General features: G+C 62.7%; 22 protein-coding genes. 8 read left to right on the forward strand and 14 right to left on the reverse strand.

Features of this window, described 5'->3' with window-relative positions; genetic code table 11:
• The 9 genes from msrQ to mrcB form a co-directional block, all read right to left on the reverse strand.
• Positions 1 to 653, reverse strand: a 653-nt coding sequence (gene msrQ / locus IAE33_RS22435) for a protein-methionine-sulfoxide reductase heme-binding subunit MsrQ (protein WP_201165279.1), incomplete at its 3' end; no start/stop codon positions are given.
• Entirely contained in the window at positions 653 to 1,666 is a 1,014-nt protein-coding gene (msrP, locus tag IAE33_RS22440) for a protein-methionine-sulfoxide reductase catalytic subunit MsrP (RefSeq protein ID WP_201165282.1), read from the reverse strand. The genes msrP and msrQ, both read right to left, overlap by 1 nt.
• Before the next feature lie 79 nt (positions 1,667 to 1,745).
• A complete protein-coding gene (gene pssA / locus IAE33_RS22445; RefSeq protein WP_028632592.1) occupies positions 1,746 to 2,597 on the reverse strand; it encodes a CDP-diacylglycerol--serine O-phosphatidyltransferase in 852 nt (283 codons plus the stop codon).
• A gap of 151 nt (positions 2,598 to 2,748) precedes the next feature.
• Positions 2,749 to 3,765, reverse strand: a complete 1,017-nt coding sequence (gene ilvC, locus IAE33_RS22450) for a ketol-acid reductoisomerase (RefSeq protein WP_003250043.1) — start codon at positions 3,763 to 3,765, stop codon at positions 2,749 to 2,751.
• Between the two features lie 58 nt (positions 3,766 to 3,823).
• Complete coding sequence (gene ilvN / locus IAE33_RS22455) at positions 3,824 to 4,315, reverse strand: acetolactate synthase small subunit (RefSeq protein WP_003250040.1); 492 nt, start codon at positions 4,313 to 4,315, stop codon at positions 3,824 to 3,826.
• Position 4,316: 1 nt separating this feature from the next.
• Positions 4,317 to 6,041 (reverse strand): acetolactate synthase 3 large subunit, encoded by a 1,725-nt coding sequence (locus tag IAE33_RS22460; protein ID WP_028632593.1) that lies wholly within the window; start codon positions 6,039 to 6,041, stop codon positions 4,317 to 4,319.
• A gap of 408 nt (positions 6,042 to 6,449) precedes the next feature.
• Complete coding sequence (locus tag IAE33_RS22465; protein ID WP_328804905.1) at positions 6,450 to 6,785, reverse strand: YqcC family protein; 336 nt, start codon at positions 6,783 to 6,785, stop codon at positions 6,450 to 6,452.
• Positions 6,782 to 7,567: a tetratricopeptide repeat protein gene (locus IAE33_RS22470; protein ID WP_201165284.1), complete on the reverse strand. Its 786-nt coding sequence runs from the start codon at positions 7,565 to 7,567 to the stop codon at positions 6,782 to 6,784. Before IAE33_RS22470 ends, IAE33_RS22465 begins: the two co-directional genes overlap by 4 nt.
• A 27-nt stretch (positions 7,568 to 7,594) precedes the next feature.
• Complete coding sequence (gene mrcB, locus IAE33_RS22475; RefSeq protein ID WP_201165285.1) at positions 7,595 to 9,916, reverse strand: penicillin-binding protein 1B; 2,322 nt, start codon at positions 9,914 to 9,916, stop codon at positions 7,595 to 7,597.
• 115 nt (positions 9,917 to 10,031) lie between these two features.
• Here mrcB and IAE33_RS22480 point away from each other — a divergent pair, with 115 nt between their 5' ends.
• Both IAE33_RS22480 and IAE33_RS22485 read left to right on the forward strand, forming a co-directional pair.
• Positions 10,032 to 11,594 (forward strand): bifunctional aminoglycoside phosphotransferase/ATP-binding protein, encoded by a 1,563-nt coding sequence (locus tag IAE33_RS22480; RefSeq protein ID WP_201165286.1) that lies wholly within the window; start codon positions 10,032 to 10,034, stop codon positions 11,592 to 11,594.
• Between the two features lie 151 nt (positions 11,595 to 11,745).
• The gene (locus tag IAE33_RS22485; protein WP_201165287.1) at positions 11,746 to 12,024 is read left to right on the forward strand and encodes a TfoX/Sxy family protein; all 279 of its coding nucleotides are present in this window, start codon (positions 11,746 to 11,748) and stop codon (positions 12,022 to 12,024) included.
• Between the two features lie 207 nt (positions 12,025 to 12,231).
• On the opposite strand, the gene IAE33_RS22490 is transcribed toward IAE33_RS22485, so the two are convergent.
• From IAE33_RS22490 to IAE33_RS22500, 3 genes are read right to left on the reverse strand one after another with little or no spacing between them, the layout of a single operon-like run.
• On the reverse strand, positions 12,232 to 12,999 hold the full coding sequence (locus tag IAE33_RS22490; protein WP_201165288.1) for a heme ABC transporter ATP-binding protein: 768 nt from the start codon (positions 12,997 to 12,999) through the stop codon (positions 12,232 to 12,234).
• Positions 12,999 to 13,982 carry a FecCD family ABC transporter permease gene (locus IAE33_RS22495; RefSeq protein ID WP_201165300.1) on the reverse strand — a complete coding sequence of 328 codons (984 nt, stop codon included), beginning with the start codon at positions 13,980 to 13,982 and terminating at the stop codon, positions 12,999 to 13,001. Before IAE33_RS22495 ends, IAE33_RS22490 begins: the two co-directional genes overlap by 1 nt.
• A 50-nt stretch (positions 13,983 to 14,032) precedes the next feature.
• Entirely contained in the window at positions 14,033 to 14,917 is an 885-nt protein-coding gene (locus IAE33_RS22500) for a heme/hemin ABC transporter substrate-binding protein (RefSeq protein WP_201165289.1), read from the reverse strand.
• Between the two features lie 146 nt (positions 14,918 to 15,063).
• Between IAE33_RS22500 and IAE33_RS22505 the strand changes: the two genes are divergently transcribed.
• Positions 15,064 to 15,381, forward strand: a complete 318-nt coding sequence (locus tag IAE33_RS22505) for a Rieske (2Fe-2S) protein (RefSeq protein WP_028632602.1) — start codon at positions 15,064 to 15,066, stop codon at positions 15,379 to 15,381.
• Here IAE33_RS22505 and sfsA read toward each other — a convergent pair.
• Complete coding sequence (gene sfsA, locus IAE33_RS22510; RefSeq protein WP_201165290.1) at positions 15,371 to 16,084, reverse strand: DNA/RNA nuclease SfsA; 714 nt, start codon at positions 16,082 to 16,084, stop codon at positions 15,371 to 15,373. The two genes, IAE33_RS22505 and sfsA, sit on opposite strands and share 11 nt — an antisense overlap.
• Positions 16,084 to 17,256, reverse strand: coding sequence for a pyridoxal phosphate-dependent aminotransferase (locus IAE33_RS22515; protein WP_201165291.1), 1,173 nt, complete (start codon positions 17,254 to 17,256; stop codon positions 16,084 to 16,086). The genes sfsA and IAE33_RS22515 overlap by 1 nt, the downstream gene beginning before the upstream one ends.
• 211 nt (positions 17,257 to 17,467) lie before the next feature.
• Between IAE33_RS22515 and dksA the strand changes: the two genes are divergently transcribed.
• The 5 genes from dksA to IAE33_RS22540 all read left to right on the forward strand — a co-directional run bounded on the left by dksA (position 17,468) and on the right by IAE33_RS22540 (position 23,633).
• The gene (gene dksA, locus IAE33_RS22520) at positions 17,468 to 17,914 is read left to right on the forward strand and encodes an RNA polymerase-binding protein DksA (protein ID WP_028632605.1); all 447 of its coding nucleotides are present in this window, start codon (positions 17,468 to 17,470) and stop codon (positions 17,912 to 17,914) included.
• 63 nt (positions 17,915 to 17,977) lie between these two features.
• Positions 17,978 to 18,865, forward strand: coding sequence for a tRNA glutamyl-Q(34) synthetase GluQRS (gene gluQRS / locus IAE33_RS22525; protein WP_201165293.1), 888 nt, complete (start codon positions 17,978 to 17,980; stop codon positions 18,863 to 18,865).
• A 185-nt stretch (positions 18,866 to 19,050) separates the two neighbouring features.
• On the forward strand, positions 19,051 to 19,227 hold the full coding sequence (locus tag IAE33_RS22530) for a hypothetical protein (protein WP_003250005.1): 177 nt from the start codon (positions 19,051 to 19,053) through the stop codon (positions 19,225 to 19,227).
• The gene (locus IAE33_RS22535; RefSeq protein ID WP_201165295.1) at positions 19,211 to 22,186 is read left to right on the forward strand and encodes a sensor histidine kinase; all 2,976 of its coding nucleotides are present in this window, start codon (positions 19,211 to 19,213) and stop codon (positions 22,184 to 22,186) included. The genes IAE33_RS22530 and IAE33_RS22535 overlap by 17 nt, the downstream gene beginning before the upstream one ends.
• Before the next feature lie 4 nt (positions 22,187 to 22,190).
• On the forward strand, positions 22,191 to 23,633 hold the full coding sequence (locus tag IAE33_RS22540) for a sigma-54-dependent transcriptional regulator (RefSeq protein ID WP_201165298.1): 1,443 nt from the start codon (positions 22,191 to 22,193) through the stop codon (positions 23,631 to 23,633).
• Positions 23,634 to 23,811: the final 178 nt, after the last annotated feature.

Raw genomic sequence — 23,811 nt, forward strand, 5'->3', positions numbered from 1 at the left:
GCCCCCCCCGCCCCCGCCCCCCCCCCCGGCCCCCCCCCCGCCCCACCACCCCTGCCCCGCCCCCGCACAACCCGAGGCAGAACCCTGGAAACCACAGGAACCCTCAATACCATCAGCAAGGCACCTACAAATGCATAGATAGCCCACTCCCTCAGGTCCGAACGCACGATCCACAAATAGTGCAGCAGCCCCAGGCCGAGTATCACGTAGACCGAGCGGTGCAGCCTTTTCCAGCGAGCGCCCAGCCGGCGTTGGCTGTAACGGTTCGAGGTAACCGCCAGCGCCAGCAGCCCAATGAACCCGAGCGTACCCACAATAATGTAGGGCCGTTTGCGCAGCTCAACGGCCAACTGCCCCCAGTCCAGCCCCAAGATGAAGAACAGGTACGCCAGCACGTGCAACACGATGTAGGCAAATACCCACAACCCCAACTGCCGCCGGATCACCACCCAGCCCGCCCAGCCGGTGATTCTCTGGAGGGGTGTCATGCTCAGCGTCACCAGCAGGAATGTCAGCGCACCAAGCCCAAGACGGTCCATCAGGATCTTGCCTGGGTCCGGGCCCAGCAGGTTCATCGCTGCCTCATACAGCCACCAACCCGGGAACAGGCAACCCACCACGAAAATGGCCAGGCGTAACCAGGGGTAGCGCATCAGTAGTTCTTCCGCAGGTCGAGCCCGGTATACAGCGACGCCACTTCATCGGCATAACCATTGAACATCTGTGTCTGCCGTACATTCGGGCTGAACAGCCCGCTGGGCAGCCGCCGCTCACGTGCCTGGCTCCAGCGGGGATGGTCCACAGTGGGGTTCACGTTGGCGTAGAAGCCATATTCATCCGGTGCGAGCCCTTCCCACGTGGTGCCCGGTTGTTCGGCTACCAGGCTGATACGCACGATCGACTTGATGCTCTTGAAACCGTACTTCCACGGCACCACCAGGCGCAGAGGCGCACCGTTCTGGTTGGGCAGCTCGCGGCCATACATGCCGACCGCAAGAATCGCCAGCGGGTGCATCGCCTCATCCAGGCGCAGCCCTTCCCTGTAAGGCCAGTCGATCAGGGCGAAGCCGGACCGTTGCCCAGGCATGTGCTCCGGATCCTTGAGTGTTTCGAAGCGCACGAAACGCGCTTTGGACGTTGGCTGCACCTGCTTGAGTATCTGGGCCAGCGGGAAGCCCAGCCAGGGTATGACCATCGACCATGCCTCCACGCAGCGCAACCGATAGATACGTTCCTCGAGCTGGTAGGGTTTGACGAAGTCTTCCAGTGCATAGCGCCCAGGCTTGGCCACCTCGCCATCCACCACAATGCTCCAGGGCTCGGTTTGCAGGCTGTCGCCATTGGCCGCCGGGTCACCCTTGTCAGGGCCGAACTCATAGAAGTTGTTGTAATGGGTGGCGTCCTTGTAAGGCGTGATCGCCTCTGCGTCAGCCGTTACTGCCTGCCAGCGGGTATCGTGCAGCTTGTCGGTGAACCACCCTGGCGCGCGCCCGGCCTGAACATCGGCATAGCGCGAGGCTTCGGCCGCGCTCGCGCCGCGCGGCAAAGCGCCCAGGGCCAAGCCAGCCAGCGAACCGCCGACAAGCGCACGACGAGAAAGGTAGATGCCTTCGGGCGTGATCTCCGATGCCTTGCACTCGGAAGACCTGGGAAGCTTGATAAGCATGAGCGGCTCCACAGCACTGGATAACGGATATACCAGTAGGACTATGGAGCCGGAGGGTTATTCCATCATTAAATGTTTGTCACGCCTTTCGCCGGCGTGCCCGCAGCAGGAACTGGATTGGCCCCGAGGCGGCATAGGCGAGGAAGATCAGCAGTAGAATGCGCGGTGGGTCACTGAATACCACGGCGAACACCAGCACCACGGCAAGGATGGCCACAAATGGCACACGGCCTTTCAGGTCCAGTTCCTTGAAGCTGTTGTACTTGATGTTGCTGACCATCAGCATGCCAGCAGCAGCCACCAGCAGCGCCACCAGGAACGAGAGCTTGGAGCCCTGGATGCCATAGTCGCTGAAAGCCCAGACGGTACCGGCAACCACACCTGCAGCCGCCGGGCTGGCCAGGCCGATGAAGTAACGCTTGTCGGCAGTGCCCACCTGGGTATTGAAGCGCGCCAGGCGCAGCGCAGCACCGGCCACATAGATGAAGGCGACCATCCAGCCGACCTTGCCCATGTCACCCAGTGCCCAGCCGAAGGCAAGCAGTGCCGGGGCCACGCCGAAGGCGACCATGTCGGACAGCGAGTCATACTCGGCGCCAAAGGCGCTTTGTGTGTTGGTCATGCGGGCCACGCGGCCATCGAGGCCGTCGAGTACCATGGCGACGAATATCGCGATGGCGGCGAATGCGAAATACTTGCTCGCTTCGCGCGGGTCACCGGCACTGAGCGCGCTCTGGGCGCTCATCGAGCTGATGATGGAGTAGAAACCGGCAAACAGGTTGGCGGTGGTGAACAGGTTGGGCAGCAGGTAGATGCCACGGTGGCGCACCTTGCGCCCTTCGGCGTCATGCCCTTCTTCAACGTGCTCATCGACAGGTAGCAGGCTTTCGGCGTCGGAGGGCTTGTTCGGCTCTTCGGGACGTTCGCTCATGGAGGGTACCTTGCAACAGGGTGGAAAAGGTTCGACACGGGCCTGCTAAACAGGTTCTGACGGCAGGCCACTGGTCTGCTTTATACCAGAAGCTGGCTGCCAGAACGAAAAAACGCGGCCGAGGCCGCGTTTTTTAATCATTCGACAAACCTTAGTTCTTGGTCTTGTCGACGATTTTGTTAGCCGAGATCCACGGCATCATCGAACGCAGTTGCTCGCCGATGATTTCGATGCCGTGAGCGGCGTTGTTGCGGCGCTTGGCGGTCATTGATGGGTAGTTGGTAGCACCTTCGGAGATGAACATCTTCGCGTATTCGCCGTCCTGGATGCGCTTGAGTGCATTGCGCATGGCCTTGCGGGATTCTTCGTTGATGACTTCCGGGCCGGTGACGTATTCACCGTATTCGGCGTTGTTGGAGATCGAGTAGTTCATGTTGGCGATGCCGCCTTCGTACATGAGGTCAACGATCAGCTTCAGTTCGTGCAGGCACTCGAAGTAGGCCATTTCAGGCGCGTAGCCTGCTTCGACCAGGGTTTCGAAACCGGCTTTGACCAGCTCGACGGTACCGCCGCACAGAACAGCCTGCTCGCCGAACAGGTCGGTTTCGGTCTCGTCCTTGAAGGTGGTTTCGATGATGCCGGTACGGCCACCACCTACGCCCGAAGCGTAGGACAGGGCAACGTTCTTGGCATTGCCGGAGGCGTCCTGGTAGATGGCGATCAGGTCAGGGATACCGCCGCCCTTGACGAACTCGGAACGCACGGTGTGGCCCGGTGCCTTCGGCGCGATCATGATCACGTCGAGGTCCGCACGCGGAACAACCTGGTTGTAGTGGATCGAGAAGCCGTGGGAGAAGGCCAGGGTAGCGCCCTTCTTGATGTTCGGCTCGATTTCGTTCTTGTACAGCGCGCCCTGGAACTCGTCCGGGGTCAGGATCATGACCAGGTCAGCCGCAGCGACAGCGGTGGCAACGTCGGCAACTTTCAGGCCGTGGGCTTCAGCCTTGGCAACGGTAGCCGAACCTTTACGCAGACCGACGGTAACGTCTACACCGGAGTCCTTCAGGTTGCACGCTTGTGCGTGGCCCTGGGAACCGTAGCCGATGATGGCGACTTTCTTGCCCTGGATGATGGAAAGGTCGCAGTCTTTATCGTAGAAAACTTTCATGAAATACCCCTGGTTATATCTCGGCCCCTGCGGAGCCATCGCTAATTTGTTGTTGAATTCAGATGCTGAGCACTTTGTCGCCACGGGCAATGCCGGTAACGCCGCTGCGCACGGTTTCGAGAATCGATGCGGTGCCGATGGCCTGGATGAAGCTGTCCAGTTTGTCGCTGGTACCGCTCAGTTGCACGGTGTACACACTGGCAGTGACATCGACGATCTGGCCACGGAAGATATCCGTGGTGCGCTTGATCTCGGCACGCTGAGCACCGGTGGCCTTGACCTTGACCAGCATCAGTTCGCGCTCGATATGGGCGCTTTCCGACAGGTCGACCAGCTTGACCACCTCGACCAGCTTGTTCAGGTTCTTGGTGATCTGCTCGATCACTTCATCATGGCCAACGGTGGTCAGCGTCAGACGCGACAACGTCGGGTCCTCGGTCGGCGCCACGGTCAGGCTTTCGATGTTGTAGTTGCGCTGGGAGAACAGGCCGACCACTCGGGACAAGGCACCGGGTTCGTTTTCCAGCAGCAGGGAAATGATATGCCGCATATCAGGTACGCTCCGTCTTGCTCAGCCACATGTCACGCATCGAGCCATCCTTGATCTGCATCGGATAGACGTGCTCGCTGCGGTCGATCGCGATGTCGATGAACACTAGGCGATCTTTCATCGCGAAGGCTTCCTCGAGCTTGGGCTTGAGGTCCTTCAGGCTGGTGATGCGGATACCCACGTGGCCATAGGCCTCGGCCAGCTTGATGAAGTCAGGCAGCGACTCGACATACGAGTGGGAGTGACGACCGTTGTAGGCCATGTCCTGCCACTGGCGCACCATGCCCAGCACGCCGTTATTCATGTTCACGATCTTGACCGGCAGGCCATACTGCATGCAGGTGGACAGCTCCTGGATATTCATCTGGATGCTGCCTTCACCGGTAACGCAGGCCACGTCCTGGTCGGGGAAGTTGAGCTTGATGCCCATCGCCGCCGGGAAACCGAAGCCCATGGTGCCCAGACCACCGGAGTTGATCCAGCGGTTAGGCTTGTTGAAGCGATAGTACTGGGCAGCGAACATCTGGTGCTGGCCCACGTCCGACGTCACGAAAGCATCGCCGTTGGTCACTTCGCACAGGGTCTGGATGACCTTCTGCGGCTTGATGACGTTGCCATCGCCCTTGTCGTACGGGAACAGTTCGCCATCACCGCGCCATTCGTCGATCTGCTTCCACCAGGCGTCCAGCGAGGCCTTGTCGGGCTGCTCGCCGATTTCCTTGAGGATACCGAGCATTTCGCCCAGCACGCTGTCGACCGGGCCTACGATAGGCACATCGGCCTTGATCATCTTGGAGATCGAGGCAGGGTCGATGTCGATATGGATGATCTTGGCGTTCGGGCAGAACTTGGCCGGGCCGTTGACCACACGGTCGTCGAACCGCGCACCGACTGCAAAGATGACGTCGGCATTGTGCATGGCCATGTTGGCCGTGAAGCTGCCGTGCATACCGAGCATGCCGAGGAACTGGCGGTCGGTACCCGGGAAGCCGCCCAAGCCCATCAGGGTGTTGGTGACCGGCAGGTTCAACGACTTGGCGATTTCGGTCAGGGCTTCAGAGCCACCACCCAGAATCACACCGCCACCGGCATAGACGATCGGGCGCTTGGCCGCCAGCAGCATTTCTGCAGCCTTGCGGATCTGCCCGGAGTGCCCACGGACGGCCGGGCTGTAGGAGCGCAGCTTGACCTTCTTCGGGTAGACGTACTCGAACTTTTCAGCCGGGTTGGTCATGTCTTTTGGAATGTCGACCACGACCGGGCCTGGGCGACCGGATTGCGCCAGGTAGAACGCCTTTTTCAGAATCTCCGGGATCTCGGTGGGGTTCTTGATCATGAAGCTGTGCTTCACGATAGGCCGCGAGATACCGATCATGTCGGTTTCCTGGAAGGCATCGGTACCGACCATGGTGCTGGGCACCTGGCCAGACAGGATGACCATCGGGATCGAGTCCATGTAGGCCGTGGCGATGCCGGTGATGGCATTGGTCGCACCCGGGCCGGACGTTACCAGCACCACGCCGGCCTTGCCGGTGGCGCGGGCGTAGCCGTCCGCCATATGGGTTGCCGCCTGCTCGTGACGAACCAGGATGTGCTCGACTTCCGGTTCTTTGAACAGCGCGTCATAGACATGCAGGAGAGCACCACCAGGGTACCCGTAGATGTGCTTAACGCCTTCGTCACGCAAGAAGCGGACGACCATCTCAGCGCCAGATAAAAGCTCCACGTTGTTCACCTCTAAAACGCCAGAATACCGCCCCAACCGGGCGGGTCTTAATAGGTTTACTGCCAAGCAGAGCATGAGCGAACGTCAGCACTGACTGAGCAAGTATTGGGAGCACCCCAGAGTGTTGCGGGGTTTTCCCACCCAGCGCGAGGTAACGCGTTGCGGGGTGTAACAGGTCGGCGCGGGTGTGCGCCTCATGATCTGCTTAGCGGGTCTGCTTCTGGCAGTCCCTCTAAAGCGGAGATTGGATTCTTGTGATTAAGCGCCTACAAGTCAAGAAAAATTATTGCCAATTTTTCCTCAAGATGAATTCCTGCCACCACTAAAAATCTCTTAAGCAGCAGAAACAATAAGATTTCCATAAAAAAGGGCCACAATCTGCGGCCCTTGAAGGAAAATTGGAAGAAATCAGGCTTTAGCAGCGATCAATTGGTCAAACACTGCCAACAGCCGGCGCAGCTCCCGGCTTTGCTCGGGCCGGTCGGCAAACACGGTTTCGGCCATTACCAGAATGCCCGAGGCGCTGGGCAGCGGGTGGCCCAGCTCGATGATGATCTTCATGCGAGGCAGGAAAATCCATTGCATCCACTGCTCGAAGCTCAGGGTATCGACGGCGAACGGTACCGTGCTCTCAAGTGCCTCGTCACTCGGCGCTTCATTGCCCCACCAGCCCTGCACCTGCATTTCGCGCTCGATCAGCATCAGGTGATCAGCGATGTCGAGCACCCGCTGCTCGACTGTCACGAACTCACCCGCGCTTTCTGCCGCGCCAATGCCGCACCGGCACTGTCACCCTGCTTGTCGCGGGCCTGGGCGATGGTGTTCCACAACTCGGCCTGCAGGCTGGGGCGGCCATTGGCGTACGTCAGGGCGCGACGGGCCAGCTGCTCGGCTTGCGCCGCATCCCCCTGCGACAGACGCACCTGCGCCAGGCGGTAAAGCACCTGCGGCTCGCGCGGTGCAATGCGCTGCGCCCGCTCCAGGCTCGAGGCGGCGCCGTTGAAGTCACCGCTGCCCTGCTGCGACTGGGCGGTGGTCAGCAAGGCCAGTACCGGGCCGTCCAACTGCTCGTCAGCCGATAGCCCCCCGCTGGCACTGCTGCGCGGGATGCCGGTCGGCGCACTGCTTGCCTTGGGTGCACTCATCGACGCGATGTCGAACGGCTCGTCGGCGATCGGGTTGGGGTCGGTGGCCACAGGCGCCGAGGCAGCCGGCTCCGAGGTGACCGGCCCTGCCGAAACAGGCCCGGTGCTGATGGGCGCTGCGCCGTTGGAGGCCGGGAAGGTCTGGATGCCGGAGGCACCCGCGCCCTGCGGGATCATCACGGTGACCCCGGAGTCTTCAGGCAGGGTTTGCGCTTGCGCGGTGCCCGCGTTGTAGCCGCCGGTCGGGCGTTTGGCCGTGACGCGTTCGCTATTGGATACGCGGGTACTGGAATCGACCACCGGGATATTGCCACGCGGGACGCTGGCGCACCCCTGGAGCACTGCCAGCGCCGTCACGGCAGGAAACAGCCACTTGTTCACGTCACACCTCTTCAATGCAGCCTGTGCTTAATTCATCCAGCCCTTGACCCAGTCCATGACCGACTCAGCCGGATTCTGCTCGCCGCCACAGGCCGCGCCGGCGGGCGGTTCGCTCCCGCGAATATACGGCATCTGCACCGCTCCCGGACAGCTGCTATCCGACCCCTGGCCGCTGTTGGGGTCGATCCACGCCTGCACCACGTTGTCGGGTTGGGGCATGTCCAGAGGCAGCGGGTCCGCCTTCTTCATGAAGCTGGTCCACACCTGCAGCGCACCCGTGGCACCTGTGAACGGGGTCTTGCCATTGTCGTCACGGCCCATCCATACCACCGCCAGCAGGTCCTGGCTGAAACCGGAGAACCAGCTGTCACGGGAATCGTTACTGGTACCGGTCTTGCCGGCCAGGGTCAGCGTACGCGGCAGGGTGTTGTACACCGAGCGGCCAGTACCTTCGCGCATCACCCGCTGCATGGCGTTCTGCACCAGGTAGATGGCCGCCGGGTCGAAGGTTTGCTGGATCTGGAACGGGTAGCGCTTGAGCGGTTCGCCCTCAGCCGTGAGCACGCTGCGGATACCGCGCATTGGCGTGTTGAAGCCACCATTGGCAATGGTCTGGTACATGGTCGCCACCTGCACCGGCGACATGCCGCCAGCGCCCAGCAGCATCGCAGGGAATGCCGGCCAGTCAACATCCACCCCGAGGCGACCGATGGTCTTGATCACGTTCGGCACGCCTACTTCCAGGCCAAGCTTGGCGGTGGACAGGTTGTAGGAGTTGGCCAGGCCCTGGTACAGGTAGATGGTGCCGTGCGGACGGCGGTCGTAGTTTTGTGGGCGCCATACCTGGCCGTTGGCAGCTTTCACCGAGAACGGCTCGTCCTGCACCCAGCTGGTGAGCGTGTACTTGCTGGGCTGCTCCAGCGCGGTGAGGTACACCGCCGGCTTGACCAGTGAGCCGATCGGGCGCACCGCATCGATCGCCCGGTTGAAGCCGGCGAAGCCCGCCTGGCGGCTGCCGATCATCGCCTGCACCTCACCGGTTTCCGGGTTGGTGACCACCATCGCCGACTCCACCTCATCGGCACCCTTGCGCCCGGCCAGGCGCTTGAAGGTCTCGTTCATCGAGGTTTCGGCCTTCATCTGCAGGATGGGGTCGAAGCTGGTGAAGATCCGCAGGCCTTCTTCGGTCAAGTCCTCATCGCGGTAATCCTGGCGCAACTGGCGCTTGACCAGGTCCAGGAAGGCCGGGAACGAGCTGTCGGCCAGGCTGCCGCGTGCGGTCACACCCAACGGCATCTTTTTCGCGGCATCCACTTCGGCCTGGCTGGCTACACCTTGTTCGGCAACCAGGTCGAGTACCAGGTTACGCCGGGCCAGTGCGCGGTCCGGGTAACGGCGCGGGTTGTAGTAGGACGGCCCCTTGACCATGCCGACCAGCAGCGCGATCTGGTGCAGCTTGAGCTCCGACAGCGGCTGGCTGAAGAAGAACTGGCTGGCCAGACCAAAACCATGCACCGCACGCTGGCCGTCCTGGCCGACGAACACCTCGTTGAGGTAGGCCTCGAGGATTTCACGCTTGTCATAGTGCAGCTCAAGCAGCATGGCCATCATGGCTTCAGTGAGCTTGCGGCTCAGGCTGCGCTCGCTGGTGAGGTAAAAGTTTTTCACCAGCTGCTGGGTGAGGGTACTGCCGCCCTGGCGCATCGAGCCGGACGAAGTATTGACCCACATGGCCCGGGCGATGGACTTGGGCGAGACACCCAAGTGGCTGTAGAAGTCGCGGTCCTCGGTGGCCACCAGGGTTTCGACCAGGTACTTGGGCACCTGGTCGATCTTGATCAGAATGCGGTCTTCGAGGTTTTTCGGGTAGATACCACCGATCATCAGCGGCTCCAGGCGCACCACGTCAACGGCCTTGCCGTTGGCGCCGGACAGGCCCGCCACATAGTCGCCGGAGAACCGCACCCGCACGAACTGTGCAGGTTCCATCCCCTCATAGAACTGGAAGCCACGGGTATTGAGGTCGACGGTGTTGCCGTTGACCGCTGCCGCGCCGGGGCCGTTGGCGGCACTTTCACGCCGGTAGCCCAGTGCATCGAGCTCGGTCAGGAAGTCGTCCTTGCTCAGCTTCTGCCCGGTGAACAGCTCCAGTGGCCGGGCATACACCTTGGCCGGTATCGTCCAGCGCTTGCCAGAAAACTTTTCCTGGACGACAGCATCGAGGTAAACCGCGAAGCCGGCGACGATCACCAGGGCCACCAGGCTGAGCTTCAAGGCCCAGCCCAGCCAGGCACGGGAGCGGCCGGTCGGGCGTTTTTGAGGGGTACGGGGATTTCGGGTTCGAGTCATGGCGGCGGATTATACGCACTTTACGGAGGCTGGGCAGACGGCCCGGCGGTAGGCAGGGACGGCACCATTGACCATAATGGCGCATTCGAATTCCCTGCCCCCGGAAGGATTGCCCGTGAGCCAAGCCCTGATCAATGCGCTGCAGAACCCCGCCCTGTACCCCCACCCCGTGGAGGGGTTCCAACTCATCGAGACGCATATCTCCTGGGTGCTGCTCACCGGCGAGTTCGCCTACAAGATCAAGAAGCCGATGAACTTCGGCTTTCTCGATTTCACCGGCCTGGACCAGCGCCAGCATTTTTGTAACGAAGAATTGCGCCTGAACCAGCGCCTGACCGAAGGCCTGTACCTGGACGTGCTGCCCATCACCGGCTCTACCGAGGCCCCCCAACTGGGCGGGGAAGGCCAGGCTATCGAATATGCACTGAAAATGCGCCAGTTCCCCCAAGGCCAGATGCTGTCTACCCTGCAAGCCAATGGCGAACTGACCGCCGAGCACATCGACCAGATGGCCCGTCAAATCGCAGAATTCCACTTGCAAGCCCCACGGGTACCGGTTGATCACCCACTGGGCACCCCAGACAGCGTCATGGCGCCCGTGGAACAGAACTTCGAGCAGATTCGCCCGTTCCTGAGTGACGCAGGCGACCTGCAGCAGCTTGACGCCTTGCAAGCCTGGGCGCGCAGCAGCTTCGATCGCCTGCACGGCCTGCTGGAGAAGCGCAAGGCCAATGGCTTTATCCGTGAGTGCCACGGCGATATCCACCTGGGCAATGCCACCTTGATCGACGGCAAGGTGGTGATTTTCGACTGCATCGAGTTCAACGAGCCCTTCCGCCTGACCGACGTCTATGCCGATACCGGTTTCCTGGCCATGGACCTTGAGGACCGTGGGCTCAAGAGCCTGGCGCGGCGCTTCATCAGCCAGTACCTGGAGCTGACCGGCGATTACGAAGGCCTGGAACTGCTCAATTTCTATAAAGCCTACCGTGCGCTGGTAAGGGCCAAGGTCGCCTTGTTCAGCATGCCTGCCGATGCCACCGGCGTGCAGCGCGCAACCACCCTGCGCACCTACCGCAATTACGCCAACCTGGCCGAAAGCTACAGCGCCATCCCCTCTCGGCTGCTGGCAATCACCCACGGTGTATCGGCGGTGGGCAAAAGCCACGTCGCCATGCGCATGGTCGAAGCCCTCGGTGCCGTGCGTGTTCGTTCGGACGTAGAACGCAAGCGCCTGTTCGGTGAACAGCAGCAGGCGTCCACCGGCCAACTGAGCGCCGGCATCTATGATCAGGGGGCCAGTGCAGCCACCTATCAGCGCCTTCACCAGCTGGCCGCCACCATTCTGCGCGCAGGTTTCCCGGTGGTACTGGACGCCACCTATCTCAAGCGCGAACAACGCCAGGCTGCGGCAGAGGTGGCCAGCCAGACCGGCGTGCCGTTGCTGATCCTGGATTGCCAGGCGCCGGAGGCGGTGATCGCCAGCTGGTTGCAACAGCGCCAGGCCGATGCCAGCGACCCGTCGGACGCCACCCTGGAGGTGATCAAGGCCCAGCAGGCCAGCCGCGAGCCCCTGGACGCCCAGGAAGCCGGGCACAGCATGCCCGTCGATACACAGGTTGGCAGCAGCATGGACCAGGTGATCGAGCAGATCCGTCAGCGCCTGCCAGGGCTCTAACGGCCCAATGCCCCTCGCCGGTACCGATGCCGGCGAGGCATCCCAAGCAGCCTTGGCAAAAGGCCGCGCATTTTTCATCCCCCGCTACACTGCTCATTGACCTGCTCGCGATTTATCCACAGGACCCGTTCAGCCATCGCAAGGAGGCTTGATGAACGATGAGTTGCAGCACCTGAAAAACCTTGGCAAAACCTCTGCCCAATGGCTGCATGCAGCCGGCATCCACAGCGTATCCGACCTGCGCAGGCTCGGTGCAGTTGGCGCTTATCAAGCGGTAAAGACACGAGGTTTTCGTGCATCCAAGGTGCTGCTGTACGCCATCGAGGGGGCTTTGCTGGACATTCACTGGAACGACCTGCCCCCTGAACGCAAGGAAGCCCTCAACCGCCAACTGGATGCCAAGGCCCCCGCACAAAAAAAAGCAAAATAATCGCAGAAAGGGGATTGACGCCGTAATGAGAATCGTTATGATTATCACAACTGGTCGCGAGACTGGTTGGATAACCTCAGAGCCCCTGGTTCGGACTCTCAGATTATCTCCTCATCAGGCTAATCACGGTTATTGACCCGGCACTTTGCCGGGTCTTTTTTTGCCCAGGATTTCTCGAAGCTGCCTACCCGGTAACGGGTCAATCACCTACCGGGCAATGATCAAAGGATGCCCCCGCTCAGGATGCGCCTGCACCAGCACGTCGATCCCGTATACCGCCTTCAATGCGGCCGGTGTCAGCACGGCCTGCGGCGTGGCGAATGCATGGCAGCGCCCCTGCTCCAACAACAGGATGCGGTCGCAGTAGCGCGCCGCCAGGTTGAGGTCGTGCAGAATCACCAGCACCGCCGCCCCTTGGTCGGCGAAGCGGCGCACCGCCTCCAGCGTGGTGTGCTGGTGCAAGGGGTCGAGCATCGAGGTGGGTTCATCGAGCAACAGGGTGGCGCCGTCCTGCCCCGGCCATAATTGCGCCAGCACGCGAGCAAGGTGCACCCGCTGGCGCTCGCCGCCCGACAGCGCCAGGTAGCTGCGATCGAGCAGGTGCAAGGCATCCGCAGCCTGCAGCGCTGCCTCGACGATCTGCGCGTCTCGGTGCTGCCCGGTCGCGTGGGGCAGTCGCCCCATGGCCACCACTTCGTCCACCCTGAAGGCAAAGCCCAGGCTGGCGACCTGCGGCAACACGGCCAGCCGTTGTGCGCGCGCCTGCCCTGGCCAGTCGCGCAGCGCCCTTCCCTGCAAGGTCACGTGGCCACGGTCAGGCTGAAGCTCGCCGCACAGCACGCTCAGCAGGCTGCTCTTGCCCGCACCGTTGGGGCCGAGTACACCGACCACTTGCCCGGGCAGCAACTGCAGTTCAATGCCGTGCAACACCGGCTGGTTGCCCCGGCGCAGGTACAGGCCCTGTACTTGCAGCATCAGGTGCGCCCCCGAATCAGCAGAACCAGAAAAAACGGCGCACCGATAAAGGCGGTGACGATGCCGATGGGCAGTTCCGCTGGGGCGAGCAACAGCCGCGCAACAAGGTCGGCCAGCAACATCAGCACGCCGCCTGCCAGCAGTGACGCGGGCAATACCACGCGGTGATCCGGGCCTGCCAGCAGCCGCACCAGGTGCGGCACAACCAACCCAACGAACCCGATCAGCCCCGCCGCAGCCACGGCTGCCCCTACGCCCAGCGCAGTACAGAACACCAGCTCACGCTTCAGCCGCTCCACATCGATACCCAAATGGCGAGCCTCCGACTCACCCAGCAGCAATGCGTTGAGCGCCCCGGCCCGGCGCGGCAACCACGCCGCCACGGCGACAGCCACCAGCAGCAACGGCCACACCCGCTCGTAGCTGGCGCCATTGAGGCTACCGAGGTTCCAGAACGTCAGGGTGCGCAGGGTAGCGTCGTCTGCCAGGTAGCTGAACAGCCCCACGGCAGCCCCCCCGAGCGCCGTCATCGCGACGCCGGCCAGCAACATCGTGGCCACGTTGGTCTGACCGTCGCGTCGCCCCAGGCGATACACCAGTGCAGTGACGGCCAGCCCTCCCAGAAACGCACAGAGCGACAGCAGGTACGGGGCCAGCGCCTCTGGCATGCCCCCCAGCCAGCTGCCACCGACGATGGCCACCGCCGCACCTACCGCAGCCCCCGCCGCCACACCCACCAGCCCCGGGTCCGCCAACGGGTTGCGGAAAAGCCCCTGCATGGCGACCCCCGACAATGCCAGCACTGCACCTACTGCCAGGCCGAGCAGGGTGCGCGGCACACGGATTTGCCCAAGGATCATCTGTGCTTGCTGCAAACCGTCCTCGGCGATAGGCAAACCCAGCAGGCGCAGGCCCGCGCGCAGGGTGTCCAGCAGGGGCAGGCTGACAGGCCCCAGCGCCAGGGACAGCCACACCGAGAGCAGGCACAGGCTGCCCAGGCAGACGAACAAGGTGCGGGGCCGAACACGCGGCCTCATGGGTTGGAGGGGGTTGGAGTTGCCGGGTAAAACGAGGTAGCCAATGCCTGCAGCGTGCTTGGCAGGCGCGGCCCCAACCCTCCCACGAGCAAGGTCGGGTCCAATGACACCAGGCGTTTCTCACGCACAGCGCGTGAGGCGGCCAGTGCCGGGTTTTCTTTCAGCAAGGCTTGCAGAGCCTGCTCATCGGCAAGCGCGCGGTCGGAGAACACGATCACATCCGGGTCCAGGGCTGCCAACGTTTCATTGGAAAAGTTCTTGTAACCCTGGTGTTCTGCCAGGTTGCGCCCACCGGCCTGAGTCAGTACCCAGTCCCCCGCAGTGCCTTGCCCTGCAACAAGCGGCTTGGCCCCGGCATGCCCGACCAACAGCAACACACCCGGTGCCGCCCGCCCGGCCTGGGCGTCACGCACCTGCGCGTGAAGTGCCTCGAGCTGCTGACGGTAGTTTGCCGCCAGGGCCTGCGCCTGTGCCTGCGCACCCAGTAACTGGCCGAGCCGCGCGAGGTTCTGGTCCACCGCCTGTACCTCAGCCTTGCTTGAAAACAGCTCAACCTGCACACCGGCCTTGCGGATTTGCGTCAGCACCGGCGGCGGGCCCATTTCTTCGGTGCCTACCAGTACATCCGGACGCAGGCTCAGGATGCCTTCAGCAGACAACTGCCGTTGATACCCTACACTCGGTAGCGCCTTCAACGACGCCGGGTGCTGGCTGGTGGTATCCACACCCACCAGGTGTGCCTCACCGCCCAGTGCGCTGATCCATTCGCTCAAGGCCCCACCAGCGCTCACCCAGCGTTGGGGCAATTCAGCCGCCAGCCCATGGCCAGAAAGCACAAGGCCAGCGCACAGGGCGAGCGAAGCAAAAAGAAGGCGCATCATCGGTTTCCTTTCAAAGGCTGGCCACACGCCTTGTAGCGCGGGGCATTACTGCGCACCATAGGCGGCTGGACGCAATGAGAACGGGCCATTTGATAATGGTTCGCATTGAAGCGTCAAGCCACCTTCTGTATCACGAGCTTTTCGCCATGCATTACCTTTGCCCCTCCCAAGGCCTGGCCGAAGGCCAAAGCCGCGCTTTCAGCGTAGACGACCTGCTGTTGCTGGGTGTGCGACGACAAGGCCAGGTCTACCTGTACCGCAACAACTGCCCGCACCGGGGCATACCGCTCAACAGCCTCAAGGAGACCTTCCTCGATGACAGTGCCAGCCTTATCTATTGCACGCACCATGGCGCACTGTTTCTGATCGAAACCGGCGAATGCGTGGCCGGGCCCTGCGAGGGCGAGCAATTGCAGGCCCTGGGCTGCGTGGAAAACAGCCAGGGCATCTGGCTCAAGGTGTGAGCAGCACCGGCAGGCGCCGGTCGATGACAATGCCTTCGGCGTCCAGGCGCGTGCCATAGGCCAGCACCTCCACCCCGGCGGCTACCGCCGCCTGCAGCGCTTCGGCGTAGGCTGCATCGATTTCCCGAGCCGGGCGCACCGCATCAATGCCGGTCAGGTTGACGCAATAAAGCTGCACCGCCCGAATGCCTTGCCGGGCAAGGGTGGCCAGCTCGCGCAGATGCTTGGCCCCCCGCTGACTCACCGCGTCCGGGAACGCCGCCGTTGTACTGTCGGGGTAGCCCAGGGTGACGCTTTTCACTTCGACATAGGCCGGTGCGCCTTCGAACTCCAGGCGAAAGTCGATGCGGCTGCCCTCGTCGCCATAGGCCACTTCCCGGCGCAAGGCGGTGAACCCGGCCAGTTCCACGATGGTGCCTGCACGCAGGGCCTCTTCCACTAGGCCGTTGGCGCGCCCAGTGTTCACGCACGCCAGGCGGCCCTGGGGTGTTTCGCTGATTTCCCAGGTGCCTGGCAACTTGCGCTTGGGGTCGTTGGAGCGGCTGAACCACACCCGCCCACCTTCACCCATGCAATTGAGCATGGAGCCCGTGTTCGGGCAGTGGAGGGTCATCAGCTCGCCATTGGCTGTTTCGATATCCGCCAGAAACCGCTTGTAGCGGCGCAGCAGGCGGCCTTCTTCGAGTGCTGGAGAAAACCGCATCAGCCTTGCCAACTCTGCAAGCCACGGGCGATGCGCTGCACGGCTTGTTCCAGACGCGCCAGGTTCTGGGTGTAGGCAAAGCGCACGTGATGGCCGGCCAGGTGGCGACCAAAGTCCAGCCCCGGCGTGAAAGCGACGTGCTCGGTTTCCAGAAAATGCCGGCAGAAGGCGAATGCATCCCCACCGAACGCACTGATGTCGGCATACAGATAGAACGCGCCCTGGGGTTCAACGGCAATCCCGAAGCCCAGTTCACGCAATGCCGGCAGCAGGTAATCCCGCCGGCGGGCAAACTCGGCGCGGCGCGTTTCGAAAATGGCCAGGGCTTCGGGTTCGAAACATGCCAGTGCCGCATGCTGAGCCATGCTGGGCGCACTGATGTAGAGGTTCTGCGCCAGTTTCTCGAGGTCGGCAACGGCCGCCGGTGGCGCCACCAGCCAGCCAAGGCGCCAGCCGGTCATACCGAAATATTTGGAAAAACTGTTCAGCACGAACGCCGAGTCATCCACCTCCAGCACGCTTGCGGCATCCATACCGTAGGTCAGGCCATGGTAAATCTCGTCCACCACCAGGTGGCCATGGCGCTCGCGTGTGGCACTGGCCAGGCTGGCCAGTTCGTCACGGCTCAGTACCGTACCCGTGGGGTTGGCAGGCGACGCTACCAGGGCACCCACCGTGTTCTCGTCCCAATGCTGGTGCACCAGCCCAGCGGTCAACTGGTAGTTCACCTCTGGCCCCACGGGCACCAGCTGCGCCGCGCCCTCGACCAGGCGCAGGAAGTGGCGATTGCAAGGGTAGCCCGGGTCTGCCAGTAACCAGTGTTTGCCGGGGTCTACCAGCAAGCTGCTGGCCAGCAACAAAGCACCCGAACCGCCTGGGGTGATCAGGATGCGCTCGGGGTCGATGCTCAGGCCGTAACGCTGGCCATAGAAGCCGGCGATGGCCTGTCGCAGTGCGGGCAGGCCACGGGCCGCTGTGTAGCGGGTATGCCCCGCTGCCAGGGCCGCCTGGCCGGCCGCGACGATGGGGGCGGCCGTGGTGAAGTCCGGCTCGCCGATCTCCAGGTGGATCACATCATGGCCCTCTGCCTGCAGCTCGTTGGCCCGAGCCAGCAGCGCCATGACATGGAAGGGTTCGATGGCGCGGCTGCGCGCACTGTAGGGGTGAGCCATGTCCTTCTCTCAATTGCAGACTAAACTGCAGATTCTACCCCTGTGAACGATCGAACGTCCCGCTCGCGCGGCTGTCAGTAAGCAGGATCGGGCGGGGTAGCGCACCCCCGATCTATCTGGTAAGTTCGGCGGCTCGCAGTCGCAGGGCCGGCGGTCGCCGGAGACGGAGCATCCTGCGCATTGGATCAGATGAGTGAGAGGCGGTCTATTCATGTCCACCGTAGAAAAGCAAAAAACCGGTCAAACCATGTACGGTGTCGAGCCCTATAAAGAGACCAAAGGCGAAGAGTACATGGGCGAGCCCATGCGCATGCACTTCACCAAGATTCTCACTGGCTGGAAGCAGGAGCTGATGATCGGCGTCGACAAGACCGTCGACCATATGAAGGAAGAGGCAGCCAACTTCGCGGACCCTGCAGACCGTGCATCCCAGGAAGAGGAATTTGCCCTGGAACTGCGCAACCGCGACCGCGAGCGCAAGCTGATCAAGAAAATCGACAAGACCCTGCAAAAGATTCAGGACGAAGAGTACGGCTGGTGTGAATCCTGCGGCATCGAAATCGGCCTGCGCCGTCTCGAGGCCCGCCCGACCGCCGATCTGTGCTTCGACTGCAAGGAAATTGCCGAGAAGAAGGAAAAGACTGTCGGCAAAGGCTGACCGTCTTCTCATCCGAACAGGGCGCATCATGCGCCCTGTTTCATTTATATGCCCAGCCAGACCATGACCGACTCCCGATACATTGGGCGCTTCGCCCCAACGCCCAGCGGTTTTCTACATTTCGGCTCGCTGGTGGCTGCCCTCGCCTCCTGGCTCGACGCACGTGCCGCCAACGGCCGCTGGCTGCTGCGCATGGAAGACACCGACCCCCCAAGGGAAATGCCCGGCGCCCGCGATGCCATCCTGCAGACCCTGGAGCGTTACGGCCTGGAGTGGGACGGTGAAGTGGTATTCCAGAGCCAGCGGCATGAGGCTTATGCCAATGTGGTTGACCGCCTGTTCAACATGGGCCTGGCGTATGCCTGCACCTGCTCGCGCAAGCAGCTGGAAGGCTACAACGGTATTTACCCGGGCTTTTGCCGTAACGCCGGGCACGGCCGCGAGGGCGCTGCCATCCGGCTGCGCGTACCCGAGCTGATCTACCGCTTCACCGACCGGGTACAAGGGCCGTTCCAGCAGCATCTGGGCCGTGAGGTGGGGGACTTCGTGATCCAGCGCCGTGATGGCTTGTACGCCTATCAACTGGCCGTGGTGCTGGACGATGCCTGGCAGGGGGTGACCGACATCGTGCGCGGTGCCGACCTGCTCGACAACACCCCGCGCCAGCTTTACCTGCAAGAGTTGCTGGGCTTTTCGCAACCGCGCTACCTGCACATCCCGCTGATTGTGCAGCCCGATGGGCACAAGCTGGGCAAGTCGTACCGCTCGCCGCCATTGCAGGCCGAGCAGGCCACCCCGCTGTTGCTGCGGGCGCTGCGGGCACTGGGGCAAGAGGCGGCCCCTGAGCTGCTGTTGGCCACGCCCGCGCAGGTGTTGGCAGTGGCCCGCGAGCAATGGCGGCCGCAGGCAATCGCGCAGCGGACCACGGTGCCCGAAGCGGATTTGCACTAGCAGGCCATGTTATTCCGCGGGGGCGGGCTCGCCCGCGACCGGCCCGCCACACGCAAGCCACACAGAAATCAAAAGCCCAGCAAATTCAAACCCTTGGCTAACACCGTCGATTCCCGCTAGCATCCGCCCAGCCATTTGCGCCAATAATAGGTTCACGCCCTCAGCGCCTAACCCTCGAGGCCAGCATGTACATCTATCGTTTGGTCCTGCTTCTGGTCGTGGGGATCTACCTGTTCTCCCCGGCCATCATGGACTGGTGGATCGAACCGACCGGAGCCTGGTACCGCCCCTACCTGCTCTGGCTGATCCTGATCGTCGTCACCTTCATCCTGCAGAGCCAACGAGATGCCGATGAGCTTTAGCCTCACCCAGATGATCCTGATCAGCGCCGGCTACCTCATGGTGCTGTTCGGCGTGGCCTGGGTCAGCGAGCGAGGGCTGATCCCGCGCTCGATCATCCGCCATCCACTGACCTACACCCTGTCGCTGGGTGTCTACGCCAGCGCCTGGGCGTTCTACGGTTCGGTGGGGCTCGCCTATCAATACGGTTATGGTTTTCTGGCCTGTTACCTAGGGGTTTCGGGGGCATTCCTGCTGGCGCCGGTGCTGCTGTACCCGATACTGAAGATCACCCGCACCTACCAGCTCTCTTCGCTGGCCGACCTGCTGGCGTTTCGTTTCCGCAGTACCTGGGCGGGCGCCCTCACCACCGTCATCATGTTGATCGGCGTACTGCCATTGCTGGCCCTGCAGATCCAGGCGGTGGCGGACTCCATCAGTATCCTCACGGGTGAACCGGTCAAGGCCAGGGTAGCCCTGGCGTTCTGCGCACTGATCACCTTGTTCACCATCTTTTTCGGCTCACGGCACATTGCCACCCGCGAAAAGCATGAAGGCCTGGTGTTCGCCATCGCCTTCGAGTCGGTGATCAAGCTGCTGGCCCTGGGCGGTATCGGCCTGTACGCCCTGTATGGCGTGTTCGGTGGCCCCCACGGGCTGGAAGTGTGGCTGCTGCAGAACCAGACCGCCCTGGCCGCCCTCCACACACCACTGCAGGAAGGCCCATGGCGCACCCTGCTGCTGGTGTTCTTCGCCTCGGCCATCGTCATGCCGCACATGTACCACATGGCGTTTACCGAAAACCTCAACCCGCGCTCGCTGGTCAGCGCCAGCTGGGGCCTGCCCCTGTTCCTGCTGTTGATGAGCCTGGCGGTGCCACTGGTGCTGTGGGCCGGTCTGCGCCTGGGGGCCAGTACCAACCCGGAATACTTCACCCTGGGGCTGGGCATTGCTGCCAATAACCAGGCCCTGGCGTTGCTGGCCTATGTGGGCGGGTTGTCGGCGGCCAGTGGCCTGATCATCGTCACCACCCTGGCGCTGTCGGGTATGGCGCTCAACCACCTCGTATTGCCGCTGTACCAGCCGCCGGCCGAGGGCAACATCTACCGCTGGTTGAAGTGGACTCGCCGGGCGCTGATCGTTGCCATCATCACCGCCGGCTTCATGTTCTACCTCACCCAGAGCAACCACCAGAGCCTGGCCAACCTCGGCATCGTCGCCTTCGTCGCCACCTTGCAGTTCCTGCCAGGCGTGCTCTCGGTGCTGTACTGGCCTACGGCCAACCGTCGCGGGTTCATTGCCGGGCTGCTGGCCGGCACCCTGGTATGGATGGGCACCATGCTGTTACCGCTGCTGGGTAACCTGCAAGGCTTCTACATCCCGCTGCTGGACATGATCTACGTACTGGATGACACAAGTTGGCACATGGCCGCCATCGCTTCGCTGGCCGCCAACGTGCTGCTGTTTACCCTGATCTCGCTGTTCACCAACGCCAGTAACGAAGAGATGGGCGCGGCCGAAGCCTGCGCCGTGGACAACGTACGCCGCCCTCAGCGCCGCGAGCTGCACGCCGCCTCCCCGCAGGAATTCGCCACCCAGCTGGCCAAACCCCTGGGTGCCAAGGCCGCGCAAAAAGAGGTGGAGCAGGCGTTGCGCGACCTGTACCTGCCATTCGACGAGCGCCGCCCGTATGCCCTGCGCCGTTTGCGCGATCGCATCGAGGCCAACCTTTCAGGCCTGATGGGGCCGAGCGTGGCGCAGGACATGGTCGAGACGTTCCTGCCCTACAAGTCCGGTAACGATAACTACGTGACCGAGGACATCCACTTCATCGAAAGCCGGCTCGAGGACTACCACTCACGCCTCACCGGCCTTGCCGCCGAACTCGACGCCCTGCGCCGCTACCACCGCCAGACCTTGCAAGAGCTGCCCATGGGTGTCTGCTCGCTGGCCAAGGACCAGGAGATCCTGATGTGGAACAAGGCCATGGAGGAGCTGACCGGCATCGCCGCCAAGCATGTGGTGGGTTCGCGCCTGATCACCATCGACGAACCCTGGCGCGGGTTGCTGCTGGGCTTCATCAACGTCCCCGACGAACACCTGCACAAGCAGCGCCTGGCCCTCGATGGCCAACCGCGCTGGCTGAACCTGCACAAAGCTGCCATCGACGAGCCGCTGGCCCCGGGTAACAGCGGCCTGGTGCTGCTGGTAGAAGACCTTACCGACACCCAGGCGCTGGAGGACAAACTGGTGCACTCCGAGCGCCTGGCCAGCATCGGCCGCCTGGCGGCGGGTGTGGCGCACGAAATCGGCAACCCGATCACTGGCATTGCCTGCCTCGCCCAGAACCTGCGCGAAGAGCGCGAAGGCGACGGCGAAATCATCGAGTTGTCCAGCCAGATCCTTGAACAGACCAAGCGTGTCTCGCGCATCGTGCAGTCGCTGATGAGCTTTGCCCATGCGGGCGGCAGCCACCAGAACAGCGAGGAGCCCGTGTGCCTGGCCGAGGTGGCGCAGGACGCCATTGGCCTCCTGGCCCTGAACCGGCGCAATTTCGAGGTGCAGTTCTTCAACCTGTGCGACCCGGACCACTGGGCCGAAGGCGACCCACAGCGCCTGGCGCAGGTACTGATCAACCTGCTCTCCAACGCCCGTGATGCTTCGCCGCCCGGCAGCGCCGTGCGGGTGCGCAGTACCGCGTGCGAGCACACCGTTGACCTGATCGTCGAAGACGAAGGCAGCGGTATCCCGAAGAACATCATGGACCGCCTGTTCGAACCGTTCTTCACCACCAAGGACCCGGGTGAGGGAACCGGACTGGGGCTCGCGCTGGTCTATTCCATCGTGGAAGAGCATTATGGACAAATTACCATCGACAGCCCGGCCGACACCGAACGGCAACGTGGCACACGGATCCGCGTGACCCTGCCCCGGCATGTCGTAGCGACGTCCCCTGACATTCGAGACCGTCGAGAGAATTGAATCAATGCCGCATATTCTGATCGTCGAAGACGAAACCATCATCCGCTCGGCCCTGCGTCGCCTGCTTGAGCGGAACCAGTACCAGGTCAGCGAAGCCGGCTCGGTGCAGGAAGCCCAGGAACGCTTCAGCATTGCCACCTTCGACCTGATCGTCAGCGACCTGCGCCTGCCCGGCGCCCCTGGCACCGAGCTGATCAAGCTTGGGCAGGGTACCCCGGTACTGATCATGACCAGCTACGCCAGCCTGCGCTCGGCCGTGGATTCGATGAAGATGGGTGCGGTTGACTATATCGCCAAGCCGTTCGATCACGACGAAATGCTCCAGGCCGTAGCACGCATCCTGCGCGACCGGCAGAACGCCCCGGCACCTGCACCGGTGGCTGAGCCACGGCCCGCGGCCGGCAAGGCGGCGGCCGCAGACAAGAGCGCAGCGGCCTCGGCCAATGGCGAGATCGGTATCATCGGCTCGTGCCCGCCGATGCAGGACATGTTCAGCAAGATCCGCAAGGTGGCACCCACTGATTCCAATGTACTGATCCAAGGTGAGTCAGGTACCGGCAAAGAGCTCGTTGCCCGCGCCCTGCACAACCTGTCGCGCCGCGCCAAGGCACCGATGATTTCGGTGAACTGCGCCGCCATCCCCGAAACGTTGATCGAGTCCGAGCTGTTCGGCCACGAAAAAGGCGCGTTCACCGGCGCCAGCGCCGGCCGGGCTGGCCTGGTAGAAGCGGCGGACGGCGGCACACTGTTCCTCGATGAAATCGGTGAGCTGCCCCTGGAAGCCCAAGCCCGCCTGTTGCGGGTGCTGCAAGAGGGTGAAATTCGCCGGGTGGGTTCTGTGCAATCGCAGAAGGTGGACGTTCGCCTTATCGCCGCCACGCACCGTGACCTGAAAAACCTGGCCAAGGCCGGCCAGTTCCGTGAAGACCTTTATTACCGCCTGCACGTGATCGCCCTGAAGCTGCCGGCCCTGCGCGAGCGCGGCAGCGATGTGAACGAAATCGCCAGTGCCTTCCTGGCACGGCAAAGTGCCCGTATTGGCCGTGACGACCTGCAGTTCTCGCCAGAGGCCGAGCAAGCCATCCGTCATTACAGCTGGCCGGGCAACGTGCGGGAGTTGGAAAACGCGGTCGAGCGGGCGGTGATCCTCAGCGAGAGCCCGGAGATCTCTGCAGAGCTGCTGGGCATCGACATCGAGTTGGGCGACCTTGAAGAAGATGAACTGCTGGACAACGCACTGACCGTCGCCAGCGCCGGCAATGCCAGCCATGAGCCTACCGAGGACTTGTCACTGGAAGACTACTTCCAGCATTTCGTGCTGGAGCACCAGGACCACATGACCGAAACCGAGCTGGCACGCAAGCTTGGGGTCAGCCGCAAGTGCCTGTGGGAACGCCGCCAGCGCCTGGGCATTCCGCGGCGCAAGAGCAACGCGACCAGCGAGTGACCCCATCATTGCGAGTGCCTGCCGGATATGGTCCCCGATAGGCACTCACGACGTTCGCCCCCTGCGGGCCCCATCCTCCACACTACCCACCGTAAAAATCTGTTACCCACCCCCTGCCGACGTAACAGTAACGAGGCGTTCGGTAACGAAATTTCTACATTTCACCCGCCCCCCGCTC

This window comes from Pseudomonas sp. S60 (genome assembly GCF_016647865.1).
GTDB classification, from domain to species: domain Bacteria; phylum Pseudomonadota; class Gammaproteobacteria; order Pseudomonadales; family Pseudomonadaceae; genus Aquipseudomonas; species Aquipseudomonas parafulva.